The organism is Pseudomonas syringae group sp. 247E2 (assembly GCF_032587795.1).
Taxonomy (GTDB): domain Bacteria; phylum Pseudomonadota; class Gammaproteobacteria; order Pseudomonadales; family Pseudomonadaceae; genus Aquipseudomonas; species Aquipseudomonas amygdali.
This window is the reverse complement of the sequence record NZ_JAWHPK010000001.1, coordinates 190783-207125: the sequence shown is the minus strand read 5'-3', so window position 1 is coordinate 207125 and position 16343 is coordinate 190783. Positions and strand designations below refer to the sequence as shown.

At 59.3% G+C, this 16343-nt stretch carries 14 protein-coding genes; 10 read left to right on the top strand and 4 right to left on the bottom strand.

Translation table 11 applies throughout. The features are described 5' to 3' along the window. Positions 1 to 52 precede the first annotated feature (52 nt). A complete protein-coding gene (locus tag RYC18_RS01040; RefSeq protein ID WP_004655619.1) occupies positions 53 to 2047 on the bottom strand; it encodes a 7TM diverse intracellular signaling domain-containing protein in 1995 nt (664 codons plus the stop codon). Positions 2048 to 2418: 371 nt separating this feature from the next. Here RYC18_RS01040 and RYC18_RS01035 point away from each other — a divergent pair, with 371 nt between their 5' ends. The 4 genes from RYC18_RS01035 (at position 2419) to RYC18_RS01020 (ending at position 6258) form a co-directional block, all read left to right on the top strand. Then, positions 2419 to 3216: a hydroxymethylpyrimidine/phosphomethylpyrimidine kinase gene (locus tag RYC18_RS01035; protein WP_005745399.1), complete on the top strand. Its 798-nt coding sequence runs from the start codon at positions 2419 to 2421 to the stop codon at positions 3214 to 3216. A gap of 23 nt (positions 3217 to 3239) precedes the next feature. Continuing rightward, a complete protein-coding gene (gene thiE / locus RYC18_RS01030; protein WP_002555311.1) occupies positions 3240 to 3857 on the top strand; it encodes a thiamine phosphate synthase in 618 nt (205 codons plus the stop codon). 271 nt (positions 3858 to 4128) lie between these two features. Beyond that, positions 4129 to 5412 carry a glutamate-1-semialdehyde 2,1-aminomutase gene (gene hemL, locus RYC18_RS01025; RefSeq protein ID WP_005745397.1) on the top strand — a complete coding sequence of 428 codons (1284 nt, stop codon included), beginning with the start codon at positions 4129 to 4131 and terminating at the stop codon, positions 5410 to 5412. A gap of 297 nt (positions 5413 to 5709) precedes the next feature. Next, positions 5710 to 6258 carry a tetratricopeptide repeat protein gene (locus RYC18_RS01020; RefSeq protein ID WP_002555313.1) on the top strand — a complete coding sequence of 183 codons (549 nt, stop codon included), beginning with the start codon at positions 5710 to 5712 and terminating at the stop codon, positions 6256 to 6258. A gap of 33 nt (positions 6259 to 6291) precedes the next feature. Here RYC18_RS01020 and RYC18_RS01015 read toward each other — a convergent pair whose 3' ends face one another. Further along, positions 6292 to 6618, bottom strand: coding sequence for a DUF1820 family protein (locus tag RYC18_RS01015; RefSeq protein ID WP_002555314.1), 327 nt, complete (start codon positions 6616 to 6618; stop codon positions 6292 to 6294). 130 nt (positions 6619 to 6748) lie between these two features. Between RYC18_RS01015 and miaB the strand changes: the two genes are divergently transcribed. From miaB to lnt, 5 genes are all read left to right on the top strand, one after another. After that, on the top strand, positions 6749 to 8077 hold the full coding sequence (gene miaB / locus RYC18_RS01010; RefSeq protein ID WP_005732197.1) for a tRNA (N6-isopentenyl adenosine(37)-C2)-methylthiotransferase MiaB: 1329 nt from the start codon (positions 6749 to 6751) through the stop codon (positions 8075 to 8077). Between the two features lie 176 nt (positions 8078 to 8253). Continuing rightward, positions 8254 to 9276, top strand: a complete 1023-nt coding sequence (locus RYC18_RS01005) for a PhoH family protein (RefSeq protein WP_004666280.1) — start codon at positions 8254 to 8256, stop codon at positions 9274 to 9276. Further along, on the top strand, positions 9269 to 9769 hold the full coding sequence (ybeY, locus tag RYC18_RS01000; RefSeq protein WP_316882054.1) for an rRNA maturation RNase YbeY: 501 nt from the start codon (positions 9269 to 9271) through the stop codon (positions 9767 to 9769). The genes RYC18_RS01005 and ybeY overlap by 8 nt, the downstream gene beginning before the upstream one ends. 5 nt (positions 9770 to 9774) lie before the next feature. Continuing rightward, entirely contained in the window at positions 9775 to 10617 is an 843-nt protein-coding gene (locus RYC18_RS00995) for an HlyC/CorC family transporter (protein WP_002555318.1), read from the top strand. A gap of 28 nt (positions 10618 to 10645) precedes the next feature. After that, positions 10646 to 12166, top strand: a complete 1521-nt coding sequence (lnt, locus tag RYC18_RS00990) for an apolipoprotein N-acyltransferase (RefSeq protein WP_316882053.1) — start codon at positions 10646 to 10648, stop codon at positions 12164 to 12166. Positions 12167 to 12214: 48 nt separating this feature from the next. Here the strand turns inward: lnt and RYC18_RS00985 are convergent, their stop codons facing one another. Next, on the bottom strand, positions 12215 to 12985 hold the full coding sequence (locus RYC18_RS00985; RefSeq protein ID WP_316882052.1) for a YdcF family protein: 771 nt from the start codon (positions 12983 to 12985) through the stop codon (positions 12215 to 12217). Between the two features lie 105 nt (positions 12986 to 13090). After that, positions 13091 to 13420, bottom strand: a complete 330-nt coding sequence (locus tag RYC18_RS00980) for a hypothetical protein (protein ID WP_005745391.1) — start codon at positions 13418 to 13420, stop codon at positions 13091 to 13093. A gap of 311 nt (positions 13421 to 13731) precedes the next feature. Between RYC18_RS00980 and leuS the strand changes: the two genes are divergently transcribed. Further along, positions 13732 to 16338: a leucine--tRNA ligase gene (leuS, locus tag RYC18_RS00975; protein ID WP_316882051.1), complete on the top strand. Its 2607-nt coding sequence runs from the start codon at positions 13732 to 13734 to the stop codon at positions 16336 to 16338. Positions 16339 to 16343: the final 5 nt, after the last annotated feature.

Below are 16343 nucleotides of genomic sequence, written 5' to 3'. Positions count from 1 at the left end.
GTAGCCGCCGAAATCTCGGCGCTTTTACCTGATGCGCGTATCAAATGACGCTTTATATACCCCACTGAGCCTTGAGTTCTGGGGCTCTGCGCACTGCGCCAGGTACAACCATCAGCATCGGGACATTCAAGGTAAAGCAACTGCCCTTGCCTGGCTCGGAACGATGACTCAGCTCGCCACCCTGCAACTCGACCAGTTTCCGGCAAATCGCCAGACCGATGCCCAGCCCGCCGTATTCGCGGGTCATGGAGCCGTCGACCTGAAAGAAGTGTTGATACAGTTGGGCTTCGTCCAGTCGGCTGAAACCGATGCCGCTGTCCATCACTTCAACCCGCAGGTACATGCGCTCCAGATCCTGCGGGTGCCCGCTGAAGCGCACTTGCACCGCGCCCTTACGGGTGAATTTGATCGCGTTGTCCACCAGGCACTCGATGCACTGGTAGAGCTTGTCGATGTCGCCACGCAGGTACGGCGGCAGCTTATCGTCCAGATCGAGCGTCAAAATCAGCCCCTTGGACTGAGCCGCGCCCAGGAAGCGATTGCGTAGCCTGTCGGTGAGGTCTTCGGGCGAAAAGGCATTGCAGTCGGCATACAGCACACCGGCTTGAAGTTCGGTGAGGGTCAGAATGCCGTTGATCATGCTCATCATGTCCCGCGCGGAACTGGCAGCCGTTTGCTGATACATCTCCAGTTCGTCATCCATATCGAGTGTCTGCATCACTTCCAGCGAGCCGATCACGCCGTTCATCGGCGTGCGCAGCTCATGGGTAAGCGTGGCAAGGAACTCATCTTTCAGCCGGTTGCTGTTGGCCAGTTGCTGGTTGAGACGCTCCAGATCCTGACCTGCCGCCAGCAGCGTTCGCGCCTGCTGGCACCGGGCATGGTTGATACGGTCGGCAAGCGCCATGGAAAGGAATGCCATTTCCAGCACCGTGCCGATGTGCGAGGCGTACATGGTCAGGAAGGTGTTGGGCAAATAGCCCAGCAGCATCAGCCCGAAGATCAACCCGCTGACCATGAAGACAGACCAGGCCAGCACAAAATAGCGCCCTACCCGCTCGCCTTTCATGATGGCGACAATGCCCGCCAGGTAGATCGTCACGGCCCCTGTCATGACCAGTTGAGTGGCCCCGCGCAGGGCTGGCCCGTAACCCAGGAACAAGGCCATGCCCATCACCAGCACAGCAGCGCCGATGACTATCAGCAGCAAGCGGTCCAGCCAGCGCGCCAACTGTGCGGTGCCCAGAAAACTGCGCGAAAACTGGCACGCGAACAGCGTGGCCAGCGCCATCAGAAAGGGCGTCGACGCATTTGCCCACCAGGGGCTGTCAGGCCACAGGTATTCAATGGCAACCCCGTTGATCGACATCTGGTAAAGCCCGAACGAGGCGACGTACAGCAGGTAATACAGGTAATCTACCTCACGGACACTGAGGTAGATGAACAGGTTGTAGACCAGCATGCCCAGCAGCACGCCGTAGATCAGCCCGAAGACGTAAACCTTGGTGGGCTGCGCCTCGAGGTAGGCGTGAGTAGACCAGAGATTGAGCGGTGCCTGAACCGACCCTTCGCTGCGTATGCGCATATACAGGGTTCGCGTCTGACCCGCTGGCAGGTCCAGCTGGAAAAGGTAGTTGTTCTGAGCGAACTGACGGCTGGAGAACGGCAACATGTCGCCGGTCTGCCAGACCCGCCCGGGATTCCCGTCGGCATCCGGGACATAGAAATCAACATGGTCCATTGGCGGATAGGCCAGTTCCAGCAACCAGTCGTTATGGATGCTGGCGTCTATCGGGCGATAGGTCAGCTCGACTTTCAGCCAGAAGGCGGAACGCGAATACCCGGCGTTGAAGGTCCCGGCAGGCACGGACTGAAAGGCACCGGCGTGAGCGGCGGCGCTGACGCTTTCAATGGTCGCATCGCCGGTCGGGTCTTCGAATACCTGAATGGCACGACCCAACGGCAGAAAACGAGTGTTTTCATCAAACTCGACTGCATGACTCTGCAACGGCAGCCAAAGAGCCAGAATGATCAACAGATAGCGCATTGAAGCCCCAAGGTAGGTCGTCGCGTTCAATCCATCCATTGATTACGACGTCCCGCAATTTTCTGTCCTTGAAACAGGCTAATGATTCAAACAGACCATTGAACGTAGGGATGACCTGGCTGGCATCGGTATAAAAAACGATGCAAACCGTCGGTAATCGGTCTGACCACACAAGCATAGCCGCTAATAGCGTAAAGACAGTATCGCGATAAAAATCAAGGCAATAGCTCTACATCGGCTATTTCAGGCCAAACATGAGTATTTTTTGCAGGTTTGTCGAATCTGCGACAGTCGCCGACGGACCATCACCAGCAAGAAAAACCTGGCACCCCGAGCGGCCCGCGAAAGGTTTAGTGATAAGCTCGCGCACCATGAATATCTATAGCTCCCGCCCCGTTGTCCTTTGCCTCTCCGGCCACGACCCTAGTGGCGGTGCCGGTATGCAGGCCGATATAGAAGCCCTGCTCGCCCAGGGCTGTCACGCCGCTCCGGCGATTACTGCGCTCACCGTGCAAGACACTGTAAATGTCAGTGATTTTCGCGTGCTCGATCGCGAATGGGTCATGGCACAGGCCAATGCCGTCCTCAACGATTCGAACGTAGCCGCCGTCAAGCTGGGCATGCTCGGTTCGCTGGAGATGGTCGACACGGTCGTCGACCTGCTTCTTGCTCACCCGCATTTGCCAATGGTCTGCGACCCGGTGCTGCGTGCTGGCGGCGGCGGACGGCTGGGCAAGGACGAAGTCGGCTACGCCATGCGCGAACGGCTGCTGCCTTTGTCGACCATCGCCACCCCCAATCTTCCGGAAGCACGCATTCTTGCCGAGCTGCCTGAGGGTACTGCGGACGAGTGCGCCGACAAGCTACTGCTGTTTTGTGAATACCTGTTAATCACTGGCGGTCATGGTGACGAACAGCAAATCCATAATCGTCTTTATGTGCGTGGCGGCCAGACCCACACTTTCATTTGCGAACGTCTACCCGGCAGCTACCACGGTTCAGGCTGCACACTGGCCAGCGCACTGGCCGGGCGTATTGCCCAGGGAGAAGAACTGGTCAGCGCGGTAAGATCGGCGCTGGACTACACCTGGCGAACGCTCAGGGACGCCGAACAGCTGGGCCGCGGGCAATTTGTGCCTCGCCGGTTGCCGCTGGATTTTTGCTCGTAACACATCGCCATGAGGCTCGATTCATGAAACTACGTGGCCTGTATGCCATTACCGACAGTCAGTTGCTGTCCGGCAAATTTCTCTCGTACGTCGAAGCTGCGCTGGATGGCGGCGTGACGCTGCTGCAATACCGCGACAAGACCAGTGACGAGTCCCGCCGTCTGCGCGAAGCGACTGAGCTGCTCAAACTCTGCGAACGCTACAAGACGCGGCTGATCATCAACGACGACGCCGAACTGGCGGCGCGTCTGGGCGTGGGTGTGCATTTGGGCCAGACCGACGGCTCGTTGCCGGATGCCCGTGCCCTGCTGGGGCACAAGGCGATTGTCGGTGCCACCTGTCACGGCAGCCTGGAACTGGCCGAGCAGGCAAAGGCTGATGGCGCGACGTACGTAGCATTTGGCAGGTTCTTCAACTCCCTGACCAAGCCCGGCGCCCCTGCAGTACCGCTGGACCTGATTGCTCAGGTGCGTGCCAGGGTTCACTTGCCGATTGCCGTGATCGGCGGCATCACCCTGGAGAACGCCCCGCAACTGGTCGAACATGGAGCAGATTTGCTCGCTGTGGTACACGGCCTGTTCGGCGCTGAAAACGCCCAGGAAGTGACGCGCAGGGCAAAAGCCTTCATGGCGTTGTTGTAAAGCAGAATTGCTGTGGGAGTGACCGGGGCGGCGATCCGCATTGCTCGCGAAGGCGATGGTTCAAAATGCTCTGTTTTCGGGGCCTGCACCGCCCCCTTCGCGAGCAAGCTCGCTCCCACGAGTACGTGGATCCTTCTTCATTTGATATAGTGCGCGTTCCTGCGCCTTCTCTGGCTCATGCCAACCAATAAAGCAGCCCACCCTGAAGCTGCACGCCTCGGCTGACCCCAGCGTAGACACGAATTCCCCGTTTCAAAGCAGAGACCCGATCATGTCCCGTTCCGAAACACTGTTCGCCAACGCCCAAAAACACATCCCCGGTGGCGTCAACTCGCCGGTTCGTGCTTTCAAAAGCGTGGGTGGCACGCCGCTGTTCTTCAAGCACGCTGCGGGCGCTTACGTGACTGACGAAGACGACAAACGCTATGTTGATTACGTTGGCTCCTGGGGGCCGATGATTCTTGGCCATAGCCACCCGGAAGTGCTCGATGCCGTGCGCAGCCAGCTGGAACACGGCCTGTCTTACGGCGCACCAACGGCCATGGAAACCGAAATGGCCGATCTGGTCTGCGCACTGGTGCCGTCCATGGAAATGGTCCGCATGGTGAGCTCCGGCACCGAAGCGACCATGAGCGCGATCCGTCTGGCCCGAGGCTTTACCGGCCGCGACAGCATCATCAAGTTCGAGGGCTGCTACCACGGTCACTCCGACAGCCTGCTGGTCAAGGCCGGCTCCGGTGCCCTTACCCTGGGCGTACCCAGCTCGCCTGGCGTACCGGCAGCGTTTGCGAAACACACTCTGACCGTGCCCTTCAACAACCTCGACGCCGTGCGTGACCTGTTGGCTGAAGTGGGTCAGGAAGTGGCGTGCATCATCGTCGAGCCCGTTGCTGGCAACATGAACTGCGTGCCGCCTGCGCTTGGCTACCTGCAAGGTCTGCGCGACCTGTGCGACGAGCACGGCGTGGTGCTGATTTTCGATGAAGTGATGACCGGCTTCCGCGTAGCCCTCGGTGGCGCACAGGCTTACTACGGCGTGACGCCCGACCTGAGCACCTTCGGCAAGATCATCGGTGGCGGTATGCCGGTCGGCTGCTTTGGCGGCAAACGCGAAATCATGTCGCACATCGCACCGCTTGGTCCGGTCTATCAGGCGGGCACCCTGTCGGGTAACCCGTTGGCGATGGCCGCTGGCCTGACTACCCTGCGCCTGATCAGCCGCCCGGGCTTTCACGATGAATTGAGCGACTACACCCGTCGCCTGCTTGAAGGCCTGCAACAGCGCGCCGATGCAGCAGGCATTGCGTTCGTGACAACCCAGGCGGGTGGCATGTTCGGCCTGTACTTCAGTGAAGCGCGTGAAATCGTAACGTTTGAAGACGTGATGACCAGCGATGCCGAGCGTTTCAAACGTTTCTTCCACTTGATGCTGGAGGGCGGCGTGTACCTCGCGCCGAGCGCATTCGAAGCCGGCTTCACCTCCATCGCCCACGGCGATGCCGAGTTGAAACTGACACTCGATGCCGCGGAAAAAGCGTTTGCTGCGCTGAAATAAGCTCGTCAGACTCACCCGCGCCGGTGTGTCATTGAACCGGCGCGAGTGATGCTTGTGAATGAAACGGAACGCTAAGTACGTATTTTGCTTCTACAATGCAGTGCGGATGCTGCAAACACAGGTCACTGGAAGTGTTGTTTCAGGTAATGCCCCCCTAAAGAAGGGCGTTTTCAACGCCGTGCAGCAGAAAATCCGTAAAGACTTTGTAAGGTTGGCTCTGCTTATTTCATAATGCGCAGCCAGCACGTTTAGCTGGTCGGGCATGCCCGCACCTTTTTCAGAGGTAAGTCGACTCCCATGAACCGCACCGGCCGCACCCTTGTATTGGGCTGCCTGTTGCTTGTCTATCCCCTGCTGGCGACTGCTGGCGGCAACTCGTTGTTAATCCCGGCGATGGGTCGTTGCACCCTCAATACCCAGCCAGAGAACCTGCCCGCTGCGCTTGAAGCGTGCCAGCAGGCCGCCAAGGGTGGGGATGCGCAGGCGCAGTACGAGTTGGGTGAGTTCTATTACGAGGGCAGAAATGCACCTCGCGATTTGCCGCAGGCGCTGAATTACTTCGAGCAGGCCTCATTGCAGGGCCATGCCCAGGCGCAGTATCAACTGGGCTTGATGTTCAGCCGTGGTGAAGGGGTGCAGGCCAATAACATTCAGGCGTATATCGTGCTGAAGATGGCCGCAGTCAATGGCTCGGAAGAAGCGCTGGATGCCGCCGACGAGGTATCGGCAAAGATGCAGCGCGACGAACTGGAAGTTGCCACCCAGGTACTGGGGCAGATCTTCCGCAAATACCTGCTTGAACTGCAGACCGCCGAAGGGCGCAGCCCCTTCTCTCCGCTGCCCTGACCAGCAATAGCTCAGGGCACTTGCGATTCAGACTTACTTTTCCGGCATCGGCATGGGAAACGGCATTACGTTGCTGCTGCCACGCGCTTCACTGATCTTCGGCACGCCCATGCGCTCGACTTCGTCGATGCGCACAATCGAATGCATCGGCACGAAACTGCGCACCACGCCTTCGAACTGAGCCTTGAGCTTCTCTTCGCTCGGGTCCACCACAACCGTCGTGCGTTCGCCGAAAACGAATTCTTCAACTTCCAGAAAGCCCCACAGATCACTTTGATAGATCTGCTTGGCGTACATCTCGAACACCTGTCCCTGGTTGAGGAAAATCACCTTGTAGATTGGAGCTTCGCGTTTGGTCATAACGGGCGGGTAACGATCGGAGATGAAAAAGGGGCACGGACTATAGCATGTCCATCGGACAGCCAACGCTAGGAACCCGAGCCCTTCATCCTTATAATGCTCGGTTCACTGATACGGTTGATGATCACGCATGGCCAAGAAGCTTTATATCGAAACCCACGGTTGCCAGATGAACGAGTACGACAGCTCGCGCATGGTCGATCTGCTGGGCGAACATCAGGCCCTGGAAGTCACCGCTCGCGCGGAAGACGCCGACGTGATCCTGCTCAATACCTGCTCGATTCGCGAGCGCGCTCAGGACCGGGTGTACTCCCAGCTTGGCCGCTGGCGTGAATTGAAGCTGGCCAATCCCGAGATGGTGATCGCTGTCGGTGGCTGCGTAGCCAGTCAGGAAGGCGCAGCCATTCGTGACCGCGCGCCCTATGTGGACGTGGTGTTCGGCCCCCAGACCCTGCACCGCCTGCCGGAAATGATCGACGCAGCGCGTATCACCCGCTTGCCGCAGGTCGACGTCTCGTTCCCGGAAATCGAAAAATTCGACCACTTGCCCGAGCCTCGCGTCGATGGCCCGAGCGCTTATGTATCGGTGATGGAAGGCTGCAGCAAATACTGCACGTTCTGCGTGGTGCCCTATACCCGTGGCGAGGAAGTCAGCCGGCCGTTTGACGATGTGCTGAGCGAAGTCATCCACCTCGCCGAAAACGGCGTGCGTGAAGTCACCCTGCTGGGGCAGAACGTCAACGGTTATCGCGGCACCACCCACGACGGGCGGGTTGCAGATCTGGCGGACCTGATCCGCGTGGTCGCCGCGGTCGATGGCATCGACCGCATTCGCTACACCACCTCACACCCGCTGGAGTTTTCCGACAGCCTGATTCAGGCCCATGCGGAGGTGCCAGAGCTGGTCAAACACCTGCACTTGCCGGTGCAGTCGGGTTCCGACCGCATTCTGGCGGCCATGAAGCGCAACCACACCACGCTGGAATACAAGTCCCGCTTGCGCAAGCTCAGGGCGGCCGTGCCGGGCATCAGTATCAGTTCCGACTTCATCGTTGGCTTCCCCGGCGAGACCGAAAAAGATTTCGACAACACCATGAAGCTGATTGAAGACGTGGGTTTCGACTTCTCGTTCTCGTTCGTCTACAGCCCGCGCCCGGGTACACCTGCCGCAGATCTGAAAGACGACACGCCAGAAGCGCTCAAGAAAGAGCGCCTGGCCGCGCTGCAACACCGCCTGAACCAGCAGGGTTTCGAGATCAGCCGGCAGATGGTGGGCAGCATCCAGCGCATTCTGGTAACCGACTATTCGAAGAAAGACCCTGGCGAACTGCAGGGCCGCACCGAGAACAACCGGATTGTGAATTTTCGCTGCAACAATCCGAAACTGATCGGGCAGTTTGCCGACGTACACATTGATGATGCGCAGCCTCACTCTCTGCGTGGCTCGCTGCTACAGTAAACCTTGAATGTCGCCGCAGAAACGAATCGCCGAATGAATTCGGTTCTGCGCGGTCCCTACCATTGAGCACGGTGAATCCCTGGCGCAGCCTTTAACAAGGCAAAGCTTTCACACAACCAGCGCCAGGGGTATTCTTCAATACATCTCAATTGCCGCCGGACGGCCATTAAACGACCTTGAACGCACCCATAGAACCTCATCGCTTCACCCTCGAGCCTTTCGAGGCCCATCGTTTCGCCAACCTGTGCGGGCAACTCGACGAGCACTTGCGCCTGATCGAGCAACGCCTGGACATCGAGATCCGCAATCGCGGCAATCAATTCGAGCTTATTGGCGATTCAAAACAAAATCACTCCGCCGAGAATCTTCTGCGCCGCCTGTACCGGGAAACCAAGGGTACCGAGCTGACGCCGGACATGGTCCACCTGTTCCTTCAGGAATCAGGCGTGGACGGCCTCGACAACCACCCTGCCGCCGAAGTCGGCGTCTCGCTGCGCACCAAAAAGGGCATGATTCGCCCGCGCGGCCTGAACCAGCAGCGTTACGTCAAGGAAGTCCTCAGCAACGACATCAACTTCGGCATCGGCCCTGCGGGTACCGGCAAGACGTACCTGGCGGTTGCCTGCGCGGTGGATGCGCTGGAACGCGAGCAGATTCGTCGCATCCTGCTGGTGCGCCCAGCGGTCGAAGCGGGCGAGAAACTGGGCTTCTTGCCCGGCGATCTGGCCCAGAAGATCGACCCGTACCTGCGCCCGCTGTATGACGCGCTGTACGAGATGCTCGGTTTCGAATACGTCGCCAAGCTGATCGAGAAGCAGGTCATAGAAGTGGCACCGCTGGCTTACATGCGCGGACGTACCCTTAATAACAGCTTCATCATTCTCGACGAAAGTCAGAACACCACTGTCGAGCAGATGAAGATGTTCCTGACCCGTATCGGCTTCGGCTCTACCGCCGTGATCACCGGCGACATCACCCAGGTCGACCTGCCCAAGGGCACTCGGTCGGGGCTGACGCATGTCATCGATGTGCTCAAGGACGTGCCGGGCATCAGCTTCACGCATTTCAAACCCAAGGATGTGGTTCGCCACCCGCTGGTGCAGCGCATTGTCGAGGCCTATGAGCGTTTCGATGATCAGCTCAGCGACGGTTCGTCGGGCAACAACAGTTACCCACGGGACAAGAACCGCGATGCTTGAGCTGGACCTGCAGATTGCAAGCGAAACAAGCGCCCCCGACAAAGCCCGATTCCGCCTCTGGTGTGAAATGGGCTTGCGTCAGCGCAGTGCCGATTCCGAGCTGACCATCCGCCTCGTCGACGAAAACGAAGGGCGCGAGCTCAATCACACCTGGCGACATAAAAATTACGCTACAAATGTGCTTTCATTCCCGGCGGATGTTCCAGACGACATGCTGGACATCCCGTTGCTGGGCGACCTGGTCATCTGCGTCCCGGTGGTCAACCGCGAAGCTGCTGAACAAGGCAAGTCCGTCGACGCGCACTGGGCACATATGGTCATTCATGGCTGCCTTCATCTGCTGGGTTACGACCACATCGATGATGAAGAAGCCGAAGAAATGGAAGCACTGGAACGAACGTTGCTTGAGGAGCTGGGCTACCCCGATCCTTACGCAGAAGATGAAAGTGCCGACCACCCCCATTCAGACACACCAAGCAAGGACCACGAGTAAGGGCTATGAGCGAAGACCGATCGAGCAACGGGCAAAAGTCATGGTTGGGTAAACTGACCCAGGCCTTTGTCCATGAGCCGAAAAACCGCCAGGAGCTGCTTGAGCTGCTGCGCGAAGCCCACCAGAACAAACTGCTGGACAGCGAAGCGCTGGCCATCGTCGAGGGCGCCATTCAAGTGGCTGACCTGCAAGTGCGCGACATCATGGTGCCGCGCTCGCAGATGATCAGCATCAAGGCGACCCAGACACCCCGTGAGTTCCTGCCTGCGGTCATCGATGCTGCGCACTCGCGCTACCCGGTGATCGGCGAGAGCCACGATGACGTACTCGGCGTGCTGCTGGCCAAGGATCTGCTGCCTCTGATCCTTAAAGCCGACGGCGACAGCGACGACGTCAAGAAGCTGCTGCGTCCCGCTACGTTCGTGCCCGAATCCAAGCGCCTCAACGTGCTGTTGCGCGAGTTTCGCGCCAACCACAATCACATGGCCATCGTCATTGACGAATACGGTGGTGTGGCAGGTCTGGTGACCATCGAAGACGTGCTGGAACAGATCGTCGGCGATATCGAAGATGAGCATGACGTCGAGGAAGACAGCTATATCAAGCCACTGCCCAGCGGTGACTTCCTGGTCAAGGCCCTCACGCCGGTCGAGAATTTCAACGAATTCTTCGACAGTGCGTTCTCCGATGACGAGTTCGACACCGTGGGCGGTCTGGTGATGAATGCCTTCGGCCATCTGCCCAAGCGCAACGAAATCACTGAAATCGGTGCGTATCGTTTCCGCATTCTGAGCGCTGACAGCCGTCGCATTCATTTGCTGCGCGTGACTCCCATTTCACGTCCGTAACCACTTGATGCTGTTTTAAGGAATCTACATGCGCTGGATAACCCGCCCCGGCTGGCCCGGTAACCTGCTGGCCCTGGCGGCTGGCGGGCTCACGACCCTGGCCCTGGCGCCCTTCGACTTCTGGCCGCTGGTGCTGGTGTCGGTGGCCCTCTTCTATCTGGGGCTGCGCGAGCTGAATCCGCGCCAGGCGCTGGCTCGTGGCTGGTGTTACGGCTTTGGCCTGTACGGCGCGGGCACCAGCTGGATCTACGTCAGCATCCATACCTACGGTGGTGCTTCGGTACTGCTGGCCGGGCTGTTGATGCTGCTGTTCATCGCTGCCATTGCCCTGTTTTTCGCCCTGCCCGCCTGGGTCTGGGCGCGCTGGCTACGTCGCAACGAAGCGCCGCTGGCCGATGCACTGGCGTTTGCAGCACTATGGCTGTGGCAGGAGGCATTTCGCGGCTGGTTCCTTACCGGCTTCCCGTGGCTTTATTCCGGTTACAGCCAGCTTGACGGACCACTTGCCGGGCTCGCCCCGCTCGGTGGTGTATGGCTAATCTCGTTCTCGCTGGGCCTGACTGCCGCACTGTTGTGCAACCTGCACCGCTTGCGGGCACGCAAATCGTTCCTGGCGACGGGTGTGGTGCTGTTGCTGGCACCCTGGATCGCAGGCCTGGCACTCAAGGACCATGCCTGGACATCACCGTCCGGCCCGCCGCTGAAAGTCGCGGCGATGCAGGGCAACATTGAACAAAGCATGAAGTGGGACCCGCAAAAGCTCAATGATCAGCTCGCGCTGTACCGGGACATGACCTTCCGTTCACAGCAGGCTGACCTGATCGTCTGGCCGGAAACCGCCGTGCCGGTGCTCAAGGAAAGCGCAGAAGGCTATCTGGCGATGATGGGCAAGTTCGCTTCGGACCGCGGCGCAGCGCTGATCACCGGCGTGCCAGTGCGTGAGCCGACCGGGCGCGGCGAGTATCGCTATTACAACGGCATCACGGTTACCGGCCAAGGCGATGGCACCTACTACAAGCAAAAGCTCGTGCCGTTCGGTGAATACGTGCCGCTGCAGGACCTGTTGCGCGGGTTGATTTCCTTCTTCGACCTGCCGATGTCGGACTTCGCCCGCGGCCCGAACGACCAGGCGCTGTTGCAGGCCAAGGGTTACCACATCGCGCCGTTCATCTGCTACGAAGTGGTTTATCCAGAGTTCGCCGCAGGCCTGTCGGCGCAAAGCGACTTGTTGCTGACGGTCAGCAATGACACCTGGTTCGGTACCTCGATCGGTCCGCTGCAACACTTGCAGATGGCCCAGATGCGCGCCCTTGAAGCGGGCCGCTGGATGATCCGCGCCACCAACAACGGCGTGACCGCGCTGATCGACCCGTTTGGCAGGATTACGGTACAGATTCCGCAGTTCGAACGCGGCGTGTTGTACGGCGAAGTGGTACCGATGCACGAACTCACGCCCTACCTGCGCTGGCGCTCATGGCCACTGGCAATTGTCTGCCTGCTGCTGTTCGGCTGGGCATTGATGGCAGCACGGATTGCCAAAACCGTCTGAGTGCACGAAGCCGGTATCGCCTGCTTTCAGGCGATACCGGCTAAAGAGTCAGTGGCTGGGCGGATAAATCCACGGATAAACCAGCAAGCCTGCCGCTTCATTAAGCAACACGCCGCTTTGCGTGAACACACGACTTTCAGGCAGCCAGCCTCCAAAGGGGCGAGCGTTGTCGACACCAAGAAAGCCGACCGGCGCACTCACCACGGTAAAACCAGCCTTCTCGAAACTCCAGCGCGCTCGTTGCATATGCCAGGCTTGTGTGACCAGCACCACGCGCTTGACGCCTAGCGGTTGAAGAACCGCAGCGGTCATTGTCGCGTTTTCCCATGTTGTTCGGCTCAGCCCTTCCTGCCAGCGTGCCGTCACACCAAAATCATCGTGCAGCGACTGCGCCATGATCGACGCCTCGCTGGGCGGCTGCTCAAAGTGCAAGCCGCCGGTGGTCAGTATTGGCAGTCCGGACGTTTTCGACAACCGCGCCGCCAGACGCAATCGCTCCAGCCCCAGACCAGTCGGTGTATCTGTGCCCCACGTCGGAGAATTGCGCTCACGGCCATTGCCCAGTACCACGATGGCGTCCGCCTGCTGCGCCAGTGTCGCCCATTGCTGCTGCGGCAAGGGCGGGACCTGCTCAATTTTTCGGGCAGCGAATTCCACCGCCACCGGCAGGCTCATCAGCCATAACCCGCCGAGACCGACGGCAAAAAATGCCGTTGCCAGGCGCGGACGGGAACGACGCAACCACCAGCCAAGAATGAGCAGAACAAACAGGACACCGGGCGGCAAAAGGAGGGTTTTGAGCAGGTAGCGCAAAGGCATCGAGACATCTCCAAGGATGTCCGCAGCCTAGAATGTTTGAAGCCAGGCGACAACGCCTGAAGTAGGCAGGTCCTAACCTGCGCGTAGAGAAGATAATTCAAATGCCTAACTATGACGGCCCAACCGCGCCGAAGATTTGCCTCGTCGCCTGTCTTTCAGCCAAATGATAGTGGCTGATGCTCTGGACGGCCTGCCGAGCTCTGGCTGGAAGATCAGGCGATCCCTGACAGAGACGTCTGCGGCCCCCAAACCTTTTTCCAGATAGGCTTCGATCAGCTGGAGTTCGGCACTGCTCAAGCCCTTGAGTTCAAGCTCGGCTGGCGACTCGTTTCGGAGCCGGACCGAGGTACTCGCCGTCTCGAGCGCAAGCCCGAGGCGGTCGATCAGACGCTCATACAGTTCGGACAGGCTTACTACATGCTGCAACTCGGTCATCCGCTCACCTCATCGAAGATAATCATCACCCTCGAAATTGAGCTTAGCGCTGCTGTGCAAACCGGCATGGAACTGCGACCAACGGGCAGATGGGGCTGTCAGCCGGGCTTTGAGCGCTGCGAGGCGCAATCAGGGTTTCCCTCGATAGACAGCCCTCATGTATGCTACTGCGCTTCCTGTAATTCCACTTCCGTGCTCTTGAGCCCGAACGCACCGCACAGACAGTTGCAATTGTCCGCCACGCGGTGCCGACCTGACTCGGCGAAGCAATGAAGAGGTCAAGGGTCACTAATCTTTAGTAAAAAGTAGCCATGCACGAACTCTATCAGCCCCGCGAAATCGAAGCCGCTGCCCAGACATTCTGGGATGAGCAAAAGTCTTTTGAAGTCAGTGAACAGCCAGGCAAGGACACTTTCTATTGCCTGTCGATGTTTCCTTACCCGAGCGGCAAGCTGCACATGGGTCATGTGCGCAACTACACCATTGGTGACGTGATCTCCCGTTACCAGCGCATGCTGGGCAAGAACGTCCTGCAGCCGCTAGGCTGGGACGCGTTCGGCATGCCGGCCGAAAACGCCGCCATCGACAACAACGTCGCGCCGGCCAAGTGGACCTACGAAAACATCGCCTACATGAAGAACCAGCTCAAGAGCCTGGGTCTGGCGGTTGACTGGTCACGCGAAGTTACCACCTGCAAGCCTGATTACTACCGCTGGGAACAATGGCTGTTCACTCGCCTGTTCGAAAAAGGCGTGATCTACCGCAAGAACGGCACCGTCAACTGGGACCCGATCGACCAGACCGTACTGGCCAACGAGCAGGTCATCGATGGCCGCGGCTGGCGTTCCGGCGCGCTGATCGAAAAGCGCGAAATCCCGATGTACTACTTCAAGATCACCGCCTACGCCGACGAGCTGCTGGAAAGCCTCGACGAGCTGCCGGGCTGGCCTGAACAGGTCAAGACCATGCAGCGCAACTGGATCGGCAGGTCGCGCGGCATGGAAGTGCAATTTCCGTACGATCAGACCTCGATCGGCGAAGCCGGTGCACTGAAAGTCTTCACCACTCGCCCTGACACCCTGATGGGCGCGACCTACGTCGCCGTCGCCGCCGAACACCCGCTGGCGACCCTGGCCGCGCAAGGCAACCCTGGGCTGCAAGCGTTCATCGATGAGTGCAAAGGCGGCAGTGTTGCCGAAGCCGACGTTGCCACTCAGGAAAAGAAAGGCCAGCCGACTTCGCTGTTCGTCGAGCACCCGCTGACAGGCGAAAAACTGCCGGTGTGGGTCGCCAATTACGTGTTGATGCATTATGGCGATGGCGCAGTCATGGCCGTGCCGGCACACGATGAGCGTGATTTCGAGTTTGCCACCCAGTACGGTCTGCCGATCAAGCCCGTAGTACGCACCAGTGCTGGCGACCAGACGCCTGCCCCATGGCAGCCGGCCTACGGCGAGCATGGCGAGCTGATCAATTCCGGCGAATTCACCGGCCTGAATTTCCAGTCCGCATTCGATGCCATCGAAGCGGCACTGGTGAAAAAATCCCTCGGCCAGTCGCGCACCCAGTTCCGCCTGCGTGACTGGGGCATCAGCCGCCAGCGTTATTGGGGCTGCCCGATCCCTATCGTGCATTGCGATACCTGTGGCGACGTCCCGGTTCCTGAAGACCAGTTGCCGGTTGTCCTGCCCGAAGACGTAGTGCCCGACGGTGCTGGCTCGCCACTGGCGCGCATGCCCGAGTTCTACGAATGCAGCTGCCCGAAATGCGGCGCACCGGCCAAGCGTGAAACCGACACCATGGACACCTTCGTCGAGTCCTCGTGGTACTACGCTCGCTATGCGTCGCCGCATTACGAGGGTGGTCTGGTCGAGCCGAATGCTGCCAACCACTGGTTGCCGGTGGACCAGTACATCGGCGGCATCGAACACGCCATTTTGCACCTGCTCTATGCGCGCTTCTTCCACAAGTTGATGCGTGACGAAGGCCTGGTGACCTCGAACGAGCCGTTCAAGAACCTGCTGACCCAGGGCATGGTCAACGCCGAAACCTACTTCCGCATGGAAACCAGCGGCAAGAAGACCTGGATCAACCCGGCCGACGTGACCCTGGAAAGAGACGCCAAGGCCAAGGTTATCAGCGCGAAGCTGACCAGCGATGGCCTGCCGGTGGAAATCGGCGGCACTGAAAAGATGTCGAAGTCGAAGAAAAACGGTATCGACCCGCAAACCATGATCGATCAGTACGGTGCTGATACCTGCCGTCTGTTCATGATGTTCGCCTCCCCGCCCGACATGAGCCTGGAGTGGTCCGACTCGGGCGTCGAAGGCTCGCATCGCTTCCTGCGCCGCGTGTGGCGTCTGGCTCAGGCGCATGTCGCTCAAGGCCCGTCGACCGGCCTGGACGTTGCGGCATTGTCCGATGAGCAGAAAGTCATCCGCCGCGCGATTCATCAAGCGATCAAACAGGCGAGCCAGGATATTGGCCAGAACCAGAAATTCAACACCGCTGTCGCGCAAGTGATGACGCTGATGAACGTGCTGGAAAAAGCCCCGCAGGTCACCCCGCAGGATCGCGCGCTGCTGCAGGAGGGTCTGGAGACGGTCACCCTGCTGCTGGCACCGATCACGCCGCACATCAGCCACGAGCTGTGGACGCAACTGGGCCACAATGAGCCGGTCATCGACGCTGGCTGGCCTGCATTCGATGCAAATGCGCTGGTTCAGGACAGCCTGCAGCTGGTGATTCAGGTCAACGGCAAGCTGCGCGGCCATATCGAAATGCCCGCCAGCGCCAGCCGCGAAGAAGTCGAAGCGGCCGCACGTATCAACGAGAACGTATTGCGCTTCACTGATGGCCTGACCATTCGCAAGGTGATCGTCGTGCCTGGCAAGCTGGTCAACATCGTCGCAAGCTGATTGGA

Coding starts and splice junctions, on each gene's coding strand:
- RYC18_RS01040 (WP_004655619.1), bottom strand. CDS start 2,047: ATGCGCTATCTGTTGATCATTCTGGCTCTTTGGCTGCCGTTGCAGAGT.
- RYC18_RS01035 (WP_005745399.1), top strand. CDS start 2,419: ATGAATATCTATAGCTCCCGCCCCGTTGTCCTTTGCCTCTCCGGCCAC.
- thiE (WP_002555311.1), top strand. CDS start 3,240: ATGAAACTACGTGGCCTGTATGCCATTACCGACAGTCAGTTGCTGTCC.
- hemL (WP_005745397.1), top strand. CDS start 4,129: ATGTCCCGTTCCGAAACACTGTTCGCCAACGCCCAAAAACACATCCCC.
- RYC18_RS01020 (WP_002555313.1), top strand. CDS start 5,710: ATGAACCGCACCGGCCGCACCCTTGTATTGGGCTGCCTGTTGCTTGTC.
- RYC18_RS01015 (WP_002555314.1), bottom strand. CDS start 6,618: ATGACCAAACGCGAAGCTCCAATCTACAAGGTGATTTTCCTCAACCAG.
- miaB (WP_005732197.1), top strand. CDS start 6,749: ATGGCCAAGAAGCTTTATATCGAAACCCACGGTTGCCAGATGAACGAG.
- ybeY (WP_316882054.1), top strand. CDS start 9,269: ATGCTTGAGCTGGACCTGCAGATTGCAAGCGAAACAAGCGCCCCCGAC.
- RYC18_RS00995 (WP_002555318.1), top strand. CDS start 9,775: ATGAGCGAAGACCGATCGAGCAACGGGCAAAAGTCATGGTTGGGTAAA.
- lnt (WP_316882053.1), top strand. CDS start 10,646: ATGCGCTGGATAACCCGCCCCGGCTGGCCCGGTAACCTGCTGGCCCTG.
- RYC18_RS00985 (WP_316882052.1), bottom strand. CDS start 12,985: ATGCCTTTGCGCTACCTGCTCAAAACCCTCCTTTTGCCGCCCGGTGTC.
- RYC18_RS00980 (WP_005745391.1), bottom strand. CDS start 13,420: ATGACCGAGTTGCAGCATGTAGTAAGCCTGTCCGAACTGTATGAGCGT.
- leuS (WP_316882051.1), top strand. CDS start 13,732: ATGCACGAACTCTATCAGCCCCGCGAAATCGAAGCCGCTGCCCAGACA.